This window comes from Stenotrophomonas indicatrix, assembly GCF_050573115.1.
Classification (GTDB): domain Bacteria; phylum Pseudomonadota; class Gammaproteobacteria; order Xanthomonadales; family Xanthomonadaceae; genus Stenotrophomonas; species Stenotrophomonas lactitubi_A.
Window position 1 is genome coordinate 195,060 of record NZ_JBNYZT010000001.1, and the last position, 17,747, is coordinate 212,806.

The following is a 17,747-nucleotide window of genomic DNA, read 5'->3' on the forward strand; positions in this document are numbered from 1 at the left end:
CATAAAAAAAGCCCGGTGGCCAGCCGGGCTTGAACCCTGCGGGGGAGGGGAACGTATCAGGCCACATCCAGATTGGCGCGTCGGGTCTGCGCCTTGATCAAACGGTCCATGGTGCGCAGCGAACGATCGCCCAGCGCCAGTGCCGAATCGACCCAGACCTTGGTGATTTCCAGCAGTTCGTCATAGCTGACCGCCTGCGCCAGGTTGCGCGCGGCATTCATCGCCAGGTACGACTGCGGCAGGCGCTGCTGCTGGCGGATCATCTCTTCGACTGCGCTGCGACCTTCGCCTTTCCTGACCAGCACGTCGACCACGCCCATCGCGTGCATCTCCTCGGCGCTGTAGACACGGCCGTCGAGGATGATCTTCTCGGCCAGCTGCGGCGACACCCTGCGGCACAGGAACGAGTAGGCACCCATGCCCGGGAACAGGCCGAACAGCACTTCGGGCAGGCCCATGCCGCAGCCTTCCTCGGCCACGATGGTGTGGCAGGCCAGGGCCATTTCCAAGCCGCCACCCAGTGCATCGCCCTGGATCAGGGCAATCGAGCGGACGTCGCCGCCAAAGCCGGTGTGAAGGTGGTGCACGCCCTCCACGCAGCGTTGGGCGTAGGTCAGCAGCAGGTCACGGTTGCCTTCGCGGATCAGGCGGGTAAACAGGTCCAGGTCGCCGCCCAGGTTGTAGGCGGCGGCGTCGGAGGCCAGCACGAAATGGCGCAGCTGGCCGCTGTGGCGCTGTGCCGGGCCGCGGGTGATGGCGCTCATGTAGCTCCACATTTCGTCCAGCATGTCCTTGCGGCAGCAGGGGCGCACGCCGGTGGAGGCGTCGGCGTGCATGAACAGCCAGTGGGCGGCGCCGTCGGCGCTGTCCTGGGTGCGGATGGTGGCGTAGGGCGAGCCGCTGCTGGGCAGCTTTTCGATGGTACTCATGGAAGGGTCCTCGGCGGTGCGGCCCGCAGATCAAGGTGGTGGCCGGCGGGCCGAACGGTCCACTCACGCGGCGATGCTACACCGGCCCCGGGCCTACGCACGCGAAAAGGCCCGGGTCGTTGCCGACCCGGGCCTGAGCGCGTTCAACTTTCCGGAAACCCTTACGGGGCGGGCGTATCGCGGAGTTCGCGACGCAGGATCTTGCCGACGTTGGTCTTCGGCAGCTCTTTTCGGAATTCAACGATTCTGGGGTGCTTGTAGCCGGTCAGGTTGGCCCGGGCGTGCTCCTTGACCATCTCGGCGGTCAGGTTCGGGTCCTTCTTGACGATGACCACCTTGACCACCTCGCCGGACTTCTCGTCCGGTACACCCACTGCGGCCACTTCCAGCACGCCCGGCATCATCGCGATCACGTCTTCGACTTCATTCGGGTACACGTTGAAGCCGGACACCAGGATCATGTCCTTCTTGCGGTCGACGATGTAGAAGAAGCCGTGTTCGTCCATCTTGGCCATGTCGCCGGTGTGCAGCCAGTCGTCGGCGTCGATGGCCTTGGCGGTTTCCTCGGGACGCTGCCAGTAGCCCTTCATCACCTGCGGGCCGCGGATGCACAGTTCGCCCACTTCACCCAGCGCCAGGATGTTGCCGTTGTCGTCCTTGATGCAGGCATCGGTGGACGGAATCGGCAGGCCGATCGAGCCGTTGTACTCGGCCAGGGTCAGCGGGTTGATGCAGGCCGCCGGTGAGGTCTCGGTCAGGCCATAGGCCTCGACCAGGGTGACGCCGGTGGTCTTCTTCCAACGTTCGGCCACCGCACGCTGCACGGCCATGCCGCCGCCCAGGGTCACCTTCAGCGAGGAGAAATCGACCGTGTCGAAGCCGGGGGTGTTGAGCAGGCCGTTGAACAGCGTGTTGACGCCGGTGATGGCGGTGAAGCGCACCGACTTGAGCTCCTTGACGAAGCCCTTCATGTCACGCGGGTTGGTGATCAGGTGGTTGCAGCCACCGAACTTCATGAAGACCAGGCCGTTCGCCGTCAACGCAAAGATGTGGTACAGCGGCAGGGCGGTGATGATCCATTCCTTGCCCATCTCGATGCCCGATGCACTGATCCAGGCCGAGGCCTGCTGCATGTTGGCGATCAGGTTGCGGTTGGTCAGCATCGCGCCCTTGGCCACACCGGTGGTGCCGCCGGTGTACTGCAGGAACGCCACGTCGTCGTGGTCGATCTCGACCTTCGGCAGGGTGTGGCGGCTGCCCAGCTTGAGCGCCTGTTTGAAGCGCACCGCGCCCTTCAGATGGTAGTTGGGCACCATCTTCTTGATGTACTTCAGCACGAAGTTGACGATCACGCCCTTGGTGCCGAGCAGGTCGCCCAGGCCGGTGGTGACCACATGCTTGACCGGCGTATCGGCGATGACCTGTTCGACGGTGTCGCCGAAGTTGTCCACCACCACGATCGCGGCCACCCCCGCGTCGACCAGCTGGTGCTTCAGCTCGCGCGCGGTGTACAGCGGGTTGACGTTGACCACGGTCAGGCCGGCACGCAGCACGCCGAAGGTCGCCACCGGGTACTGCAGGCAGTTGGGCATCATCAGGGCGACGCGGTCGCCCTTCTTGAGCTTCAGCTCGCCCAGCAGGTAAGCGGCGAACTGCTCGACCAGGGCATCGGTCTCACCGTAGGTGAGGGTCTTGCCGAAACTGGAGTAGGCCGGTCGGTCGCGGTACTTCGCGACGGAGGCGTCGAAGACCGAAACTACCGAATGGAATTCGTTGACGTCGATCTCGGCGGGAACGCCTTTCGGATAGCTCTGCAGCCAGGGACGATCCAGACTCATATTCCCCCTCCAGGAAACGTAATGATGGGTGCGGCGCGGACAGTATCCGCCAGAACCGCTCTCCGCAGCATACCGCCCCGTAGGGAAAACGCGAAGAGGCCCCGCAAGGGGCCTCTGCATTTGCGGAAGTACCGGCCGCTGGCCGGCATTTGCACGGGATTGGCGTTCGGGTGGATGCCGGCCAGCGGCCGGCACTACCCGCGTCATCGGCAGGCCGCTTGCGTCAGCCCTGCGACCGCACCGGTGCCCCGTTGGCCTTGAAGTACGGCGCAGTGCTGCGCGGCAGCGGCGCACGCCCACGGATCACGTCGGCCAGCTTCTCGGCGATCATGATGGTCGGTGCGTTGAGGTTGCCGGTGACCACCTGCGGCATGATCGAGGCATCGACGATGCGCAGGCCCTGCAGGCCATGCACGCGACCCTGGCCATCAACCACTGCCATCGGGTCATCAGCGTGGCCCATCTTGTTCGAGCATGACGGGTGGTAGGCGGTCTCGGCATGCTCGCGCACGAACGCATCGATCTGCGCATCGGTCTGCAGGGCACTGCCCGGCGAGATCTCGCGGCCGCTGTACGGTGCCAGCGCCGGCTGCGCGAAGATCTCGCGGGTGATCCGGATCGCCGAACGGAATTCGCGCCAGTCCTGGTCGTGCGACATGTAGTTGAACAGGATGCTGGGATCTTCGCGCGGGTCCTTCGAACGTACCTGGATGCGGCCGCGGCTGGGCGAGCGCATCGAGCCGACATGCATCTGGAAGCTGTGTGCCTTGATCGGGTTGGAGCCGTTGTAATTGATCGCCACCGGCAGGAAGTGATACTGCAGGTTGGGCCAGTCGAATTCGGCATCGCTGCGGATGAAACCGCCGGCCTCGAACTGGTTGCTGGCGCCGATGCCGGTGCCCAGGAACAGCCATTCGGCGCCGATCGCCGGCTGGTTGTACAGCTTCAGTGCCGGGGCGAGCGAGACCGGCTTCTTGCACTCGTACTGCAGGTACATCTCAAGGTGATCCTGCAGGTTGGCGCCGACGCCGGGCAGGTGGTGCACCAGGTCGATGTCCAGGCTGCGCAGCAGGTCGGCCGGGCCGACGCCGGAGCGCTGCAGAATCTGCGGCGAGGCGATGGCACCGCCGCACAGCAGCACTTCGCGGCGTGCGGTGGCGCGCTGCGGCTGGTCGTTGTGCAGCCACTGCACGCCCACGGCGCGCTTGCCCGAGAACAGGATGCGGTCGGTCAGTGCGTGGGTGACGATGGTCAGGTTCGGGCGCGGCTTGGCCAGGTCCAGGTAGCCACGTGCGGTGCTGGAGCGGCGGCCCTTCGGGGTGACCGTGCGGTCCATCGGACCGAAGCCTTCCTGCTGGTAGCCGTTGAGATCGTCGGTGCGCGGGTACCCGGCCTGCACGCCGGCCTCGACCATCGCTGCGAACAGTTCGTTGTTGCCGGCCTTGGGGGTGGTGACGCGCAGCGGGCCGTCGCCGCCGTGGTAGTCGTTGGGGCCGATGTCGCGGGTTTCGGCCTTGCGGAAGTACGGCAGGCAGTCCAGGTAGGCCCAGTCTTCCAGGCCCGGCATCCCGGCCCAGTTGTCGTAGTCCATCGCGTTGCCGCGGATGTAGCACATGCCGTTGATCAGCGACGAGCCGCCCAGACCCTTGCCACGACCGCAATCCATCCGGCGGTTGTTCATGAAGGGCTCGGGATCGGTCTTGTACGCCCAGTTGTAGCGCTTGCCCTGCAGCGGGAAGGCCAGGGCGGCGGGCATCTGGGTACGGAAGTCGAGCCGGTAGTCCGGGCCACCGGCTTCCAGCAGCAGCACGCTGACATCGGCGTCTTCGGTGAGGCGGGTGGCCAGCACGTTGCCGGCCGAGCCGGCGCCGATGATGATGTAGTCGTACTCGTTATGGGTGCTCATGGTTGCTCTCCTGCAGGCCGGGCGCGCTGCATGCAGGCGTCCCGGCGGAATGTCGGATCGGCGCGGTGGCCGGACGATGGGCGGTGCTCAGGGCGCGCCGATCAGAACACGCTGGCGTAGTCGCCCAGTTCGACCTGCACCGACTTGATGCGGGTGTAGTGGCCGAGGGTGGAGATGCCGTTTTCGCGGCCGACGCCGGACTGCTTGTAACCACCCACCGGCATTTCGGCCGGCGACTCGCCCCAGGTGTTGATCCAGCAGATGCCGGCTTCCAGGCGATGGATGATGCGATGTGCGCGGCTGATGTCCTTGCTGACCACGCCTGCGGCCAGGCCGAAGGTGGTGTCGTTGGCGCGGCGGATCACTTCGTCCTCGTCGTCGTAGGCGAGGATGCTCATCACCGGCCCGAAGATCTCTTCCCGGACAATCGTCATGTCGTCGCGGCAGTCGGAGAACACGGTCGGCAGCACGTACGCACCATCGGCCAGTGCGGCATCGGTGGCACGACCGCCGCCGGTCAGCAGGCGTGCACCTTCGCTCTTGCCGCTTTCGATGAAGCGCAGCACGTTTTCCATGTGCGGGAAGCTGGTCAGCGGACCGAAATTGGTCTCGGCAGCCATCGGGTCGCCGATGCGGATGCGCTTGACGCGCTCGACCACGGCGGCCTCGAACGCGGCCAGCATGCTGCGCGGCACGAACACGCGGGTGCCGTTGGTGCAGACCTGGCCGGAGCTGAAGAAGTTGGCCATCACCGCGATGTCGGCGGCACGGTCCAGATCGGCGTCGTCACAGATCACCAGCGGCGACTTGCCGCCCAGTTCCATCGTCACTTCCTTCAGCGACGACGATGCGGCGCTGGCCATGACCTTCTTGCCGGTGGCGACGCCGCCGGTGAAGGAGATCTTCTCGATCACCGGGTGCTCGGTCAGCCAGTTGCCGATCTCGCGGCCCGGGCCCTGCACGACGTTGAACACGCCGTCAGGCACGCCGGCTTCGGTGTAGATCTCGGCCAGCTTGATCGCGGTCAGCGGGGTCACTTCGGACGGCTTGAACACCATCGCATTGCCGGCCGCCAGCGCCGGGGCCGACTTCCACATGGCGATCTGGATCGGGTAGTTCCAGGCGCCGATGCCGGCGACCACGCCCAGCGGCTCGCGGCGGGTATAGAAGAAGCTCGATTCGCGCAGCGGCAGCTGGATGCCTTCGATGGCGGTGGCCAGGCCTGCGTAGTACTCCAGCACGTCGGCACCGGTGACGATGTCCACCGTGGTGGTTTCGGCCAGTGCCTTGCCGGTATCCAGGGTTTCCAGGTGGGCCAGCTCGTCATTGCGCTCGCGCAGGATCTCGACGGCGCGGCGCAGGATGCGCGAGCGCTCCATCGCGGTCATTGCTGCCCACACCTTCTGGCCTTCGCTCGCGCTTTCAACCGCGCGCTCGACATCGGCCTGGCTGGCGATCTGCACGTCGGCCAATACCAGGCCAGTGGCCGGGTTGACGGTCTGGAAGGTCTTGCCACTGGTGGCGTCGACGCGGCGGCCGTGGATGTAGAGCTGTTGCACGGGCAGGGTGGTCATCGGCGTACTCCTGGAAGGGGTGGGGCGGGTTCGTGGCGCGCTCAGGGCGCGTTGGCCTGCAATTGGAAATCGATGTAGCCGTAGGCGATGCGGCGGGCCTTGTCGGCGTTGAAATCACCGCCGACCAGGCTGCCGCGCAGCCACAGGCCGTCGATCATCGCGGCCAGTCCGCGTGCGGACAGGCGTGCTTGCGCATGCGGCAGATGGCGGTTGAACTGGTGGCAGAGGTTGGAAAACAGACGCTGGTCGTTGGCGCGTTGCAGCCGGGTCAGCTCCGGCTGGTGCATGCTGGCGGCCCAGAACGTCAGCCATACACGCATGGCGGTCCCGTTGGTCTGGCTGTCGTCGAAGTTGCCATCAACGATGGCGCGAAGCTGTGAACGTGCGTCGTCGGCCGCAGCGTCGCGATAGCGGGCGACAGCGGCCTTCAGCTCACGCAGGATCTGCCGCATCGCGGCATTGAGCAGGCCGTCCTTGTCGCCGAAGTAATGGGCAACGATGCCGCTGGACAGGCCGGCCTTCTTCGCGATGGTGGCGACGGTGGCATCGGCCATACCGATCTCGTCGATGGTCTGGAAAGTGGCCCGGATCAGCTGCTCGCGACGGACCGGTTCCACGCCTTTCTTCGGCATTGTCTCTCCACGGATTGCGACCCGGAATGCCGGGCTGGTGAAGATCATACTTTTTATTGATTGAACGTTCAATCAATAAACCCTACGATGCCGGTCGCGCCCCCACGCCATGGGCCCGGTTTCCGGTCCGGCCCCGCCCATGTGCCCCCTTGGACTGATGAGACGACCCCATGTCTTCCCTGGCTCATCCCAAGCGCTCGCCCCTGCGCTTGAACCGTTTCGTGTTCTTCAGTTCGTCAATCTCCATCGGCATCCTCGGTGCCTTGACCGTCTTCTTCCCGGAGGCCAGCGAGCACTGGCTGCAATGGGCGCAGACCGAGGTCTCGGCGGCGTTCGGCTGGTGGTACATGCTGCTGATCGTGGCCTGCCTGGCGTTCGTGCTGTGGCTGGCGTTTTCGCCGTATGGCCGCATCCGCCTGGGCCATAACGAGGAATCGCCGGCGTTCGGCTACGTGGCCTGGGTGTCGATGCTGTTCTCGGCTGGCATCGGCATCGCACTGCTGTACTACGGCGCCTACGAGCCGCTGGATCATTTCCTCAACCCGCCCGGGCAGCCCGGCGGCACGGTTGCGGCCGGCCGCGAAGCGATGGTGCTGACCTTCCTGCACTGGGGACTGCATGGCTGGGCGCTGTACGCGCTGGTCGGCGTGGCGCTTGGCTACTTCGCCTATCGCCGCAACCTGCCGCTGGCGCTGCGTTCGGCGCTGTACCCGATCTTCGGCGAGCGCATCCATGGTCGCATCGGCGACATGGTGGATGGCTTCGGCATCCTGGCGACGCTGATCTCGATGGTCACCAACCTCGGCATCGGTGCGCTGGTGGTGCAGTCCGGCCTGGTCTACCTGTTCAACGTGCCCGATACGCCGCAGGTGCTGGTGGCGATCGTGCTGGTGATGATGGTCGTGGCCACCATCGGCGTCGTTGCCGGTGTGGAGAAGGGCATCGCCTGGTTGTCCAACCTCAACGTGCGCCTGTTGTGCCTGCTGCTGCTGTTCGTGCTGGTGACCGGACCGACCCTGCATCTGTTCGATGGCCTGGTGCAGAACACCGGCGACTATCTGGGCGCGTTCGTGCGCAAGAGCTTCGACATGTACCTCAATGACCCGAAGGGGCGTGAGTGGATGGGCTCGTGGACGCTGTTCTACTGGGCGTGGTGGATTGCCTGGGCGCCGTTCGTGGGCCTGTTCGTGGCGCGCATCTCGCGTGGCCGTACCATTCGCGAAGTGATCATGGGCGTGCTGCTGATCCCGCTCGGCTTCACCCTGGCGTGGCTGTCGATCTTCGGCAACACCGCCATCGACCTGGTGCTGAACCACGGCCAGGCAGCACTGGGCGAAGTGGCCCAGCATGATGCGGCGATGACCCTGTTCAAGCTGCTGGAGTACCTGCCTGCAGCGCCCTACGTCGCCGGTGCGGCGGTGGTGATTGGTTTTGTGTTGTTCCTGACCCCGGTCGATTCGGGCACGCTGATGATCGCCAACCTGTGCACGCGCCGTGTCGATGATGGCGTGGAAGATGGGCATGACGCGCCGATCTGGTTGCGGGTGTTCTGGGCGGTGGGCATCACCGTGGCCAGCGTCGGCCTGCTGTTGGCCGGCAACTTCAGCGCGATGCAGACGGCAGTGGTGCTGTGCGGCCTGCCGTTCTCGTTCATCCTGGCGTTCTACATGTGGGGTCTGTTGAAGGCGCTGCGTACCGACCCGGATGCACCGCGGCGCTGAGCATAGGGTCGTTGCCGGCGGCGGATCGGCAGCGACCAACGTCCACGGTGGATTTCATTGCATTCCTAAAGACGTCGAATGCCGTCGCATACGACCATGGATATCTCTTCAAGGCGGAGATTTCCGATGCGACGTTCCGTGTGTTGCCTGTTAATGCTCGCGGCGGGAGGCATCGCTGCTGAGCCACTGCCGCCGCCTCTACAGCAAGTGGATTACCCGGTACTGGCCGTGGGTGACGTTGGTCAGTTCAGGGTGCAGGTGCCGGCCTATGCGGGCGGGAAGGGACGGGTGTCGTACGCGGCGCATGCGCTGATGCCGGGCAGTGACGACGATCGTGGCTATCGCTTCATCGCGGTGGTGTGCGGTGACGCAGGATTCACTCCGGTAGTGCACTACGAGGATCGCGGCGTGGTCTGCTCGCGTATGGGCCAGGCACCGCACGCGGCCTTCGAGATGGTGGTGACGGTGGTCAATGCCGATGCCGCCGACGGCGAAACGATCATGCCGAAGGGCCTGGGCGCGCTCGTTTACGATGTCGGTTCAACGGCTGCGCCATGGCGGATCTACGGCGTCGCGCGGTGAATCGAGGGGCGGATGGCCTGTGCTTGCCAGGGGTCGCGCACATAGAAGGGTACATATTCAAGACAAAGGGCCGGATCTGTGAGGATCCGGCCCTTTCGTTCTGTCGCGGCCTATGCAGTGCGATCGATCAACGCGCAGCCAGCTGACGCAGCACGTACTGCAGCAGGCCGCCGTGGCGGAAGTACTCCACTTCCTTCGGGGTCAGCAGCATCACCGAGACTTCGAAGGTCTTCTTCGTGCCGTCGGCCTTGGTCGCGGTGACCGTGGCGCGCTTGCTGGCACCATCCTGCAGACCGGTGACATCAAGCACTTCCGAGCCATCCAGGCCCAGCGACTGCGCGTTTTCGCCGTTGCGGAACTGCAGCGGCAGCACGCCCATGCCGACCAGGTTGGAGCGGTGGATGCGTTCGAAGCTCTCGGCAACGACCGCCTTCACCCCCAGCAGCAGGGTGCCCTTGGCGGCCCAGTCGCGTGAGGAGCCGGTGCCGTATTCCTTGCCGGCCAGCACCACCAGCGGCACGTTGTCGGCCTTGTACTTCATCGCCGCATCGTAGATCGCCAGCTTTTCCGGCTGGCCGCCGTTGGCCGGGTAGTACAGGGTGTTGCCGCCTTCTTCACCACCGAACATCAGGTTCTTGATGCGGATGTTGGCGAAGGTGCCACGGACCATCACGTCATCGTTGCCGCGGCGGCTGCCGTAGCTGTTGAAGTCGGCCGGCTGCACGCCGCGTTCCTGCAGGAAGCGGCCCGCCGGCGAATCCTTCTTGATGTTGCCGGCCGGGGAGATGTGGTCGGTGGTGATCGAATCGCCGAACAGGCCCATCACGCGCGCGCCGTGCACGTCGTCGATGGTCCCGACCTGCATGGTCATGCCATCGAAGTACGGCGGGTTCTTGATGTAGGTGGACGCATCGCTCCACGCGTACAGGTCACCGTCCGGCGAGGCGATGGTGTTCCAGCGGGTATCGCCCTTGAACACGTCGGCGTAGTTCTGCTTGAACATTTCCGGGCCGACGGTAGCAGCGATGACATCGCCGATTTCCTTGTTGCTCGGCCAGATGTCGCGCAGATACACCGGCTGGCCATCGCTGCCGGTACCCAGCGGTTCGGTGGTCAGGTCGATGTCGGTGGTGCCGGCGATCGCGTAGGCCACCACCAGCGGCGGGCTGGCCAGGTAGTTCATCTTCACTTCGGGGTGCACGCGGCCCTCGAAGTTGCGGTTGCCCGACAGCACCGACGTCACCACCAGGTCGCCACTGGCGATGCCAGCGCTGACTTCGGTCGGCAGCGGGCCGGAGTTGCCGATGCAGGTGGTGCAGCCATAGCCGACCACATAGAAGCCGATCTTTTCCAGCTCGGTGAGAACGCCGGCCTTTTCAAGATAGTCGGTGACCACGCGCGAACCTGGGCCGAGCGAGGTCTTGACCCATGGCTTGCGGTCCAGGCCCTTGGCGGCCGCGTTGCGGGCGAGCAGGCCGGCGCCGATCATCACCGCCGGGTTGGAGGTGTTGGTACACGAGGTGATGGCGGCGATGACCACCGCGCCATCCTTCAGCCGCACCTTCCTGCCGTCCATCTCGATGTCGGCGTAGCCCTTGGCCAACTGCTCGTTGCCCACTGCGGCCCCGCCGCCTTCATTGACGAAGGTGGACACATCGTCGCTGCGCTTGTCACGGTTGGCGGTCATGCCGACCAGCGCGTCGCGGTAGTTCTTCTGCACGTCTTCCAGCAGCACGCGGTCCTGCGGGCGCTTGGGGCCGGCCAGCGAGGGCTTCACCGTACCCATGTCCAGTTCCAGCGTGGTGCTGTACTGCGCATGCGGGCTGTTGGCGTCGTGCCACAGGCCCTGCGCCTTGGCATAGGCTTCGACCAAAGCGATCTGTTCTTCGCTGCGGCCGGACAGGCGCAGGTAGGTCAGTGATTCATTGTCGATCGGGAAGATGCCGCAGGTGGCGCCGTATTCCGGAGCCATGTTGCCGATGGTGGCGCGGTCGGCCAGCGGCAGGTGCTGCAGGCCGTCGCCATAGAACTCGACGAACTTGCCGACCACGCCGAGCTTGCGCAGCATCTGGGTGACGGTCAGCACCAGGTCGGTGGCGGTGGCGCCTTCGGGCAGCCTGCCGGTCAGCTTGAAGCCGACCACCTGCGGAATCAGCATCGACGAGGGCTGGCCGAGCATGGCGGCCTCGGCCTCGATGCCGCCCACGCCCCAGCCGAGCACGCCGATGCCGTTGATCATCGTGGTGTGGCTGTCGGTGCCGAACACGGTGTCGGGGTAGGCGATGGCCTTGCCGTCCTTGTCCGCGGTCATCACCACGCGGGCCAGGTTTTCCAGGTTGACCTGGTGGACGATGCCGGTGTTGGGCGGCACCACCTTGAAGTTGTCGAAGGCCTTCTGGCCCCAGCGCAGGAAGCCGTAGCGTTCCTGGTTGCGCTGGAACTCGATCTTGCCGTTGAGGTCCAGTGCGTCGGGCTTGCCGAATACGTCCACCTGCACCGAGTGGTCGATGACCAATTCAGAGGGGATCAGTGGATTGATCTGTTCGGGGCGACCGCCCAGCTTGACTACCGCATCGCGCATCGCGGCCAGGTCGACCACGCAGGGTACACCGGTGAAATCCTGCAGCACCACGCGTGCGGGCATGAAGGCGATTTCAGTGTCCGGCTCTGCGCTGGGCTGCCAGCGGGCGACGGCTTCGATGTGATCCTTGCCGACGGTGACGCCGCCATCCTCGTGCCGGAGCAGATTCTCCAGCAGGATCTTCATCGAGTAGGGCAGGTGGGAGATGTCGAAGCGCTGGCCCAGCGTGGGCAGGCTGAAGTAGTCGTAGGTCTTGCCGCCGACGTCCAGCTGGCTGCGGGTGGAGAACGAATCGCTCATGCGGGATGACTCCTCTTGCGGATGGCTTGCAGTGGCCCGTACGTGGACGGGCCTGCTTGCGGTCGCCGCGGGCCTTGCGGCCCCGGTCGTCCCAGTATGAACCCGTAGCTGAATGGATTCACCTGGGCCAGGTCCGGCCTGCGGCATCGGTTCAAGACTACAGATGAAGGTGTATGGCGTATGTCACGTTTGTGGCCGATCCTTTGCGAGGCAAGGGCTGACGAGTGCCCGGTCCTGTTCAGGGTGGAAGTATGCCAGGGGAAGTATGTATAATTTGTGCATACTCTGGAGGGCCTACCGATGGAAGCCACTGTTGCAGAACGCGGTCAGATCACCCTGCCCAAGGCGGTGCGTGATGCCCTCGGCCTGACCAAGGGCACCTTGCTGAAGGTGGAGCTGGAAGGCAGCCGGATCATCCTGCGCAAGAGCGTGGACGATGCGATCTCCCGCGCCCGCGGCAAGTTCTCGCTGGACGGTTTCGAATCGGCCGACGCGGCCGTGCGCGATCTGCGCGACGAGGAGTAAGCGGTGATGATCGCCGTTGATTCACCGGTGCTGGTCGAACTGCTCAGCAACGGCCCGCAGGCCGATGCGGTGGAAGCCTGCCTGCGGCAGAGCCTGGTCGGCGGCCGCGTGGTGGTCTGCGGCGCCACCCTGGCCGAGATCTGCGCTGCCCTGCGCGGCGGTGCCGAGGTACTGGAAGCGCTGGAAGAAATGGGCGTGCACTTCAACGCGCTGGAAGCCAAATCGGCACTGCGCGCAGGTGAAATGCACCGCCGCCACCGCCAGCGCGGCAACAGCCAGCGCCGTGGCCTGGACGAATTCATGATCGGTGCGCACGCCCTGTTGCAGTGCGATGGCCTGATCACCTGGAACGACACGTTTTATCGCGACTACTTCAAGGGCCTGAAGCTGATCGTGCCGCAAGCCTGAGCCCACTTTTTATTCACCTCACGCATTACCCGGGAGTTGTCATGTTGGAAGCCTACCGCCACCACGTCGCCGAGCGCGCTGCGCTTGGCATCCCGCCCCTGCCGCTGACCGCGCAGCAGACGGCCGATGTCATCGAACTGCTGAAGAACCCGCCGCAGGGCGAGGCCGAGTTCCTGCTCGACCTGCTGACCCACCGTGTGCCGGCCGGCGTCGATGACGCAGCCAAGGTCAAGGCCTCGTACCTGGCCGCGATCGCACTGGGCAGCGAGCAGAACCCGCTGATCAGCCGCGAGCGCGCCACCGAACTGCTGGGCACCATGCTGGGCGGTTACAACGTCGCACCGCTGGTCCAGCTGCTGGACGACGCCAGCGTCGGCGCCATCGCTGCCGACGCGCTGAAGAAGACCCTGCTGGTGTTCGACGCCTTCCACGACGTGCAGGAAAAGGCCAAGGCCGGCAACGCCAACGCCCAGTCCGTAATGCAGAGCTGGGCCGATGCCGAGTGGTTCACCAGCAACCCGGAAGTGCCGCAGAGCCTGACCGTCACCGTGTTCAAGGTGCCGGGCGAGACCAACACCGACGACCTGTCGCCGGCACCGGACGCGACCACCCGCCCGGACATTCCGATGCACGCCCTGGCGATGCTGAAGAACAAGCGTGACGACGCAGCGTTCACCCCGGAAGAAGACGGCAAGCGCGGCCCGATCCAGCAGATCCTGTCGCTGAAGGACAAGGGCCACCTGGTGGCCTATGTCGGCGACGTGGTTGGCACCGGTTCCTCGCGCAAGTCGGCCACCAACAGTGTTCTGTGGTGGACCGGCGATGACATTCCGTACATCCCGAACAAGCGCGCCGGTGGCGTCTGCCTGGGTTCGAAGATCGCACCGATCTTCTACAACACCATGGAAGATGCCGGCGCGCTGCCGATCGAGCTGGACGTGTCGAAGATGGAGCACGGCGATGTCGTCGAGCTGCGTCCGTACGACGGCAAGGCGCTGAAGAACGGCGAAGTGATCGCCGAGTTCCAGGTGAAGTCCGAAGTGCTGTTCGACGAAGTGCGTGCCGGTGGCCGCATTCCGCTGATCATCGGCCGTGGCCTGACCGGCAAGGCGCGTGAAGCACTGGGCCTGGCCCCGACCGACCTGTTCCGCCTGCCGGTGCAGCCGGCCGATACCGGCAAGGGCTTCTCGCTGGCACAGAAGATGGTCGGCCGCGCCTGTGGCCTGGCCGAAGGGCAGGGCATGCGCCCGGGCACCTACTGCGAACCGAAGATGACCTCGGTGGGCTCGCAGGACACCACCGGCCCGATGACCCGCGACGAGCTGAAGGACCTGGCGTGCCTGGGCTTCTCGGCCGACCTGGTGATGCAGTCGTTCTGCCACACCGCGGCCTACCCGAAGCCGGTGGACGTCAAGACCCACCACACCCTGCCGGAATTCATCTCCACCCGTGGCGGCATCTCACTGCGTCCGGGCGACGGCGTGATCCACAGCTGGCTCAACCGCATGCTGCTGCCGGACACCGTCGGCACCGGTGGTGACTCGCACACCCGTTTCCCGGTGGGCATTTCGTTCCCGGCCGGTTCGGGCCTGGTCGCCTTCGCCGCTGCCACCGGCGTCATGCCGCTGGACATGCCGGAATCGGTGCTGGTGCGCTTCAAGGGCAAGATGCAGCCGGGCGTGACCCTGCGTGACTTGGTCAACGCGATCCCGCTGTACGCCATCAAGTCAGGCCTGCTGACCGTGGCCAAGGCTGGCAAGAAGAACATCTTCTCCGGCCGCATCCTCGAAATCGAAGGCCTGCCGGAACTGAAGGTCGAACAGGCATTCGAACTGTCCGATGCCTCGGCCGAGCGTTCGGCTGCCGGTTGCTCGGTGCGCCTGAACAAGGAACCGATCATCGAGTACCTGACCAGCAACATCACGCTGCTGAAGTGGATGATTGCCGAGGGTTACCAGGATCCGCGTTCGCTGCAGCGTCGCATCGAGAAGATGGAAGCGTGGCTGGCCAACCCGGAGCTGCTGGAGCCGGATGCCGACGCCGAGTACGCCGCCGTCATCGATATCGACCTGGCCGACATCCACGAGCCGATCGTGGCCTGCCCGAACGACCCGGACGACGTGAAGACCCTGTCCGAAGTCGCGGGTGCCAAGATCGACGAAGTGTTCATCGGCTCGTGCATGACCAACATCGGTCACTTCCGTGCCGCTGCGAAGCTGCTGGAAGGCAAGCGCGACCTGCCGACCCGCCTGTGGGTGGCTCCGCCGACCAAGATGGATGCGTCCGAGCTGACCAAGGAAGGCGTGTACGGCACCTTCGGCGCGACCGGCGCACGCATGGAAATGCCGGGCTGCTCGCTGTGCATGGGCAACCAGGCGCAGATCCGTGAAGGCTCCACCGCGATGTCGACCTCGACCCGCAACTTCCCGAACCGTCTGGGCCGCAACACCAACGTGTACCTGGGTTCGGCGGAACTGGCCGCGATCTGCTCGCGTCTGGGCCGCATCCCGACCAAGGAAGAGTACATGGCCGATGTGGGCGTGATCGCCGCCAGCGGCGCGGAGATCTACCGCTACATGAACTTCGACCAGATCGAGGAATACCAGGACGTGGCCAACACGGTCGCTGCCTGAGGGTAGTGCCGGCCGCTGGCCGGCAGCCGGTTGAAACGAAGAACCCCCGGTGAGAGCCGGGGGTTTTTTTTGTGCAGGGGCACTTTCGTAGAAGTTGTATTTCTCTGGCGTTGCATGGCACCTACCGTGAATGCCCCCCTTTTTGGCTTTGTCTGAGATGCGCCACTCACTTCTGCGGACTTCCAGCCTTACCCATTGCCGCACTGTCACCCCACAAGCCTTGGGCGTTCTTCTGGCCTCTGTACTTATGTGCAGTGCGCAACCGGTGGGAGCGACGCCAGCGTCTGCAATGCCACACGCGATCGAGCCGTCGCCACTATTCGACAGGACCACGCGGCATGGCTTCTGTCATCTGGGCCGCTGCGTGGTGCTGGATGGCACGGGCCGGCAACTGGCCGGACATCTTGGAATGGAGCACATCCGGTGGTTCGAGCATGGGGCAGCGGTCTTCGAAAGAGGCACGAACAAGGGAGTCATCAACTCAGCAGGACGGGTCGTCATGGAAGGGCACTACGACAGCGTCGAGGTGCATGGCAACGGGCTGATCGAGGCTGAGGTCCTGCTGCGGGGCCCGCCCGAGGCATTCAGGCGAATAGATTTCTTCAACGCACGGGGCCGCTTGGTTCGTCGATTTGCGGAGAAAGCCCAGGGCGATCTCCTGCGCTCAAGGCCATGGGCCGGACTTCCGGCTGTAGAGTTCTGCGACAAGGAAGAGCAACGTTGCACGACGAGCTTCCTTGATGCAAAGGGAAATTCCGGCCCCGTCTTCAGTGAGTTCAGTGCTGATGATGATGGGGAAATTGCCATCGCTTCGCGCAATGGCGTCCACTTCGGTCTGGTCGACCGATCATTGGCAGAGATAGGTCGCCAAGACCATGACCAGATGACCTTCAACAGATCTGGGTTCGTGCTCGCCACGCAGGGCGGGAGCAGCACGGTACTGGATCCCCACGGCTTCCAATTGGTGCCGATGGGTCAATATCGCCGGCTTAAGCTGGGCCCTGGCGAGCACCTGCTTTCGGCAGTGACGGAAGACGGTGAATGCCAGGTATTCATGCGCGTGGGACAGCGATTTCCGATACCTGAGACTCACTGCCTGGGCAATGACGAGCGCGCTGAAAGCGTGGGCTATGTGATCATCGGGTCGCCAACTGGCCAGTACATTGCAGATCTGGATGGCGCGCCACGCTCGGCGGAGTACAGCGCAGGCCTGCGGCCGTTGAACCGCAGGATGATCAGCTATCAAGCTCCGGAAGAGACCGGTCTGCGCTTCATGATGCTGGAAGATGGCAGCATCTCTTCTTCCCAGTATCGAGCGCTTGCGCCTTTCCTTACCGGAACGGGCTTGAATGACAACCTGCTGCTGGCAGAAGCCGATGAAGGGTGGGGTGTCACGGATGCCTCGGGCGCTTGGCTTATACCTCCTCGCTACCGCAGGATAGAACCATTGGGTTCCAATCTGGTCGCGGCATTCGAGCGGTCGAGGCACCACATTCTTGATCTACGCGGCAAGGTTCTGGCCGATTCCACTGCGTTTGGTCCCTCAGCATTGCGGTTGGCTGATGGCACGACGGTCTATGCTCTTTCACTGCACGGTCGTTGGGGCCTGCTGGATGAGCAGGGGAGCTGGAGGCTTGCGCCCCGCTTCGATCACGTGAGTGTTGCGCATGGCGTGGTCATTGTCCTTGAACGGGGCAGTGCCGGTGAACGTGTGGCCAACTTTCTTGACCCAGATACGGGAAGAATGCGGTTTGAACGGGGATTCGCCTCGATTCTTTCGCGATACGACGGTCTGTTCGAGGCCTTGAGCACCAGTCAGGTGCTGCATCTGATCAAGCCCGACGGTTCGATACTGGCGAGTTCATCTCCGAGTGCCAGTCCATAGTTGCATGGTCGCTGCCTGAGGGTGGTACAGGCCGCTGGCCGGCACCTCGTTGAAACGAAGAACCCCCGGTGAAAGCCGGGGGTTTTTTGTTTGCTGCCTCGTCTTCCACGCATCACCTGGCCTGACCAATGGGTGACACGTGTTCATGTCCATGTTCTGCTATCGGGCTGTCCGTCCGGAGCATTTCATGCGTCCCGTTGCTGTGCCTTCCCTCTCCGACGCCGTTCGCCGTC

At 64.5% G+C, this 17,747-nt stretch carries 12 protein-coding genes; 6 read left to right on the forward strand and 6 right to left on the reverse strand.

Annotated elements, in window-relative coordinates; translation table 11 throughout:
* Positions 1-56 precede the first annotated feature (56 nt).
* From ACQ5SA_RS00875 to betI, 5 genes are all read right to left on the reverse strand, one after another.
* Positions 57-929: a crotonase/enoyl-CoA hydratase family protein gene (locus ACQ5SA_RS00875; RefSeq protein ID WP_180166977.1), complete on the reverse strand. Its 873-nt coding sequence runs from the start codon at positions 927-929 to the stop codon at positions 57-59.
* A 161-nt stretch (positions 930-1,090) separates the two neighbouring features.
* Entirely contained in the window at positions 1,091-2,767 is a 1,677-nt protein-coding gene (locus ACQ5SA_RS00880) for a long-chain fatty acid--CoA ligase (protein ID WP_089240952.1), read from the reverse strand.
* 223 nt (positions 2,768-2,990) lie between these two features.
* On the reverse strand, positions 2,991-4,673 hold the full coding sequence (betA, locus tag ACQ5SA_RS00885) for a choline dehydrogenase (RefSeq protein ID WP_499312092.1): 1,683 nt from the start codon (positions 4,671-4,673) through the stop codon (positions 2,991-2,993).
* A 101-nt stretch (positions 4,674-4,774) separates the two neighbouring features.
* Positions 4,775-6,247: a betaine-aldehyde dehydrogenase gene (gene betB, locus ACQ5SA_RS00890; protein WP_499312094.1), complete on the reverse strand. Its 1,473-nt coding sequence runs from the start codon at positions 6,245-6,247 to the stop codon at positions 4,775-4,777.
* 41 nt (positions 6,248-6,288) lie between these two features.
* Positions 6,289-6,879, reverse strand: coding sequence for a transcriptional regulator BetI (gene betI, locus ACQ5SA_RS00895; protein ID WP_230111136.1), 591 nt, complete (start codon positions 6,877-6,879; stop codon positions 6,289-6,291).
* Between the two features lie 170 nt (positions 6,880-7,049).
* On the opposite strand from betI, the gene ACQ5SA_RS00900 reads away from it, so the two are divergent.
* Positions 7,050-8,600 carry a BCCT family transporter gene (locus ACQ5SA_RS00900; protein ID WP_353099261.1) on the forward strand — a complete coding sequence of 517 codons (1,551 nt, stop codon included), beginning with the start codon at positions 7,050-7,052 and terminating at the stop codon, positions 8,598-8,600.
* Positions 8,601-8,696: 96 nt separating this feature from the next.
* On the forward strand, positions 8,697-9,182 hold the full coding sequence (locus tag ACQ5SA_RS00905; RefSeq protein WP_499312097.1) for a hypothetical protein: 486 nt from the start codon (positions 8,697-8,699) through the stop codon (positions 9,180-9,182).
* 127 nt (positions 9,183-9,309) lie between these two features.
* Here ACQ5SA_RS00905 and acnA read toward each other — a convergent pair whose 3' ends face one another.
* The gene (gene acnA / locus ACQ5SA_RS00910) at positions 9,310-12,063 is read right to left on the reverse strand and encodes an aconitate hydratase AcnA (protein ID WP_499312099.1); all 2,754 of its coding nucleotides are present in this window, start codon (positions 12,061-12,063) and stop codon (positions 9,310-9,312) included.
* Between the two features lie 300 nt (positions 12,064-12,363).
* On the opposite strand from acnA, the gene ACQ5SA_RS00915 reads away from it, so the two are divergent.
* The 4 genes from ACQ5SA_RS00915 (at position 12,364) to ACQ5SA_RS00930 (ending at position 17,514) form a co-directional block, all read left to right on the forward strand.
* Positions 12,364-12,588, forward strand: a complete 225-nt coding sequence (locus ACQ5SA_RS00915; RefSeq protein ID WP_025878955.1) for an AbrB/MazE/SpoVT family DNA-binding domain-containing protein — start codon at positions 12,364-12,366, stop codon at positions 12,586-12,588.
* Positions 12,589-12,594: 6 nt separating this feature from the next.
* Entirely contained in the window at positions 12,595-12,996 is a 402-nt protein-coding gene (locus ACQ5SA_RS00920) for a type II toxin-antitoxin system VapC family toxin (RefSeq protein ID WP_353100518.1), read from the forward strand.
* Between the two features lie 41 nt (positions 12,997-13,037).
* Complete coding sequence (acnB, locus tag ACQ5SA_RS00925) at positions 13,038-15,629, forward strand: bifunctional aconitate hydratase 2/2-methylisocitrate dehydratase (RefSeq protein ID WP_089240967.1); 2,592 nt, start codon at positions 13,038-13,040, stop codon at positions 15,627-15,629.
* 289 nt (positions 15,630-15,918) lie between these two features.
* Positions 15,919-17,514 carry a WG repeat-containing protein gene (locus tag ACQ5SA_RS00930; protein WP_353100515.1) on the forward strand — a complete coding sequence of 532 codons (1,596 nt, stop codon included), beginning with the start codon at positions 15,919-15,921 and terminating at the stop codon, positions 17,512-17,514.
* The last annotated feature ends 233 nt before the right edge of the window (positions 17,515-17,747 follow it).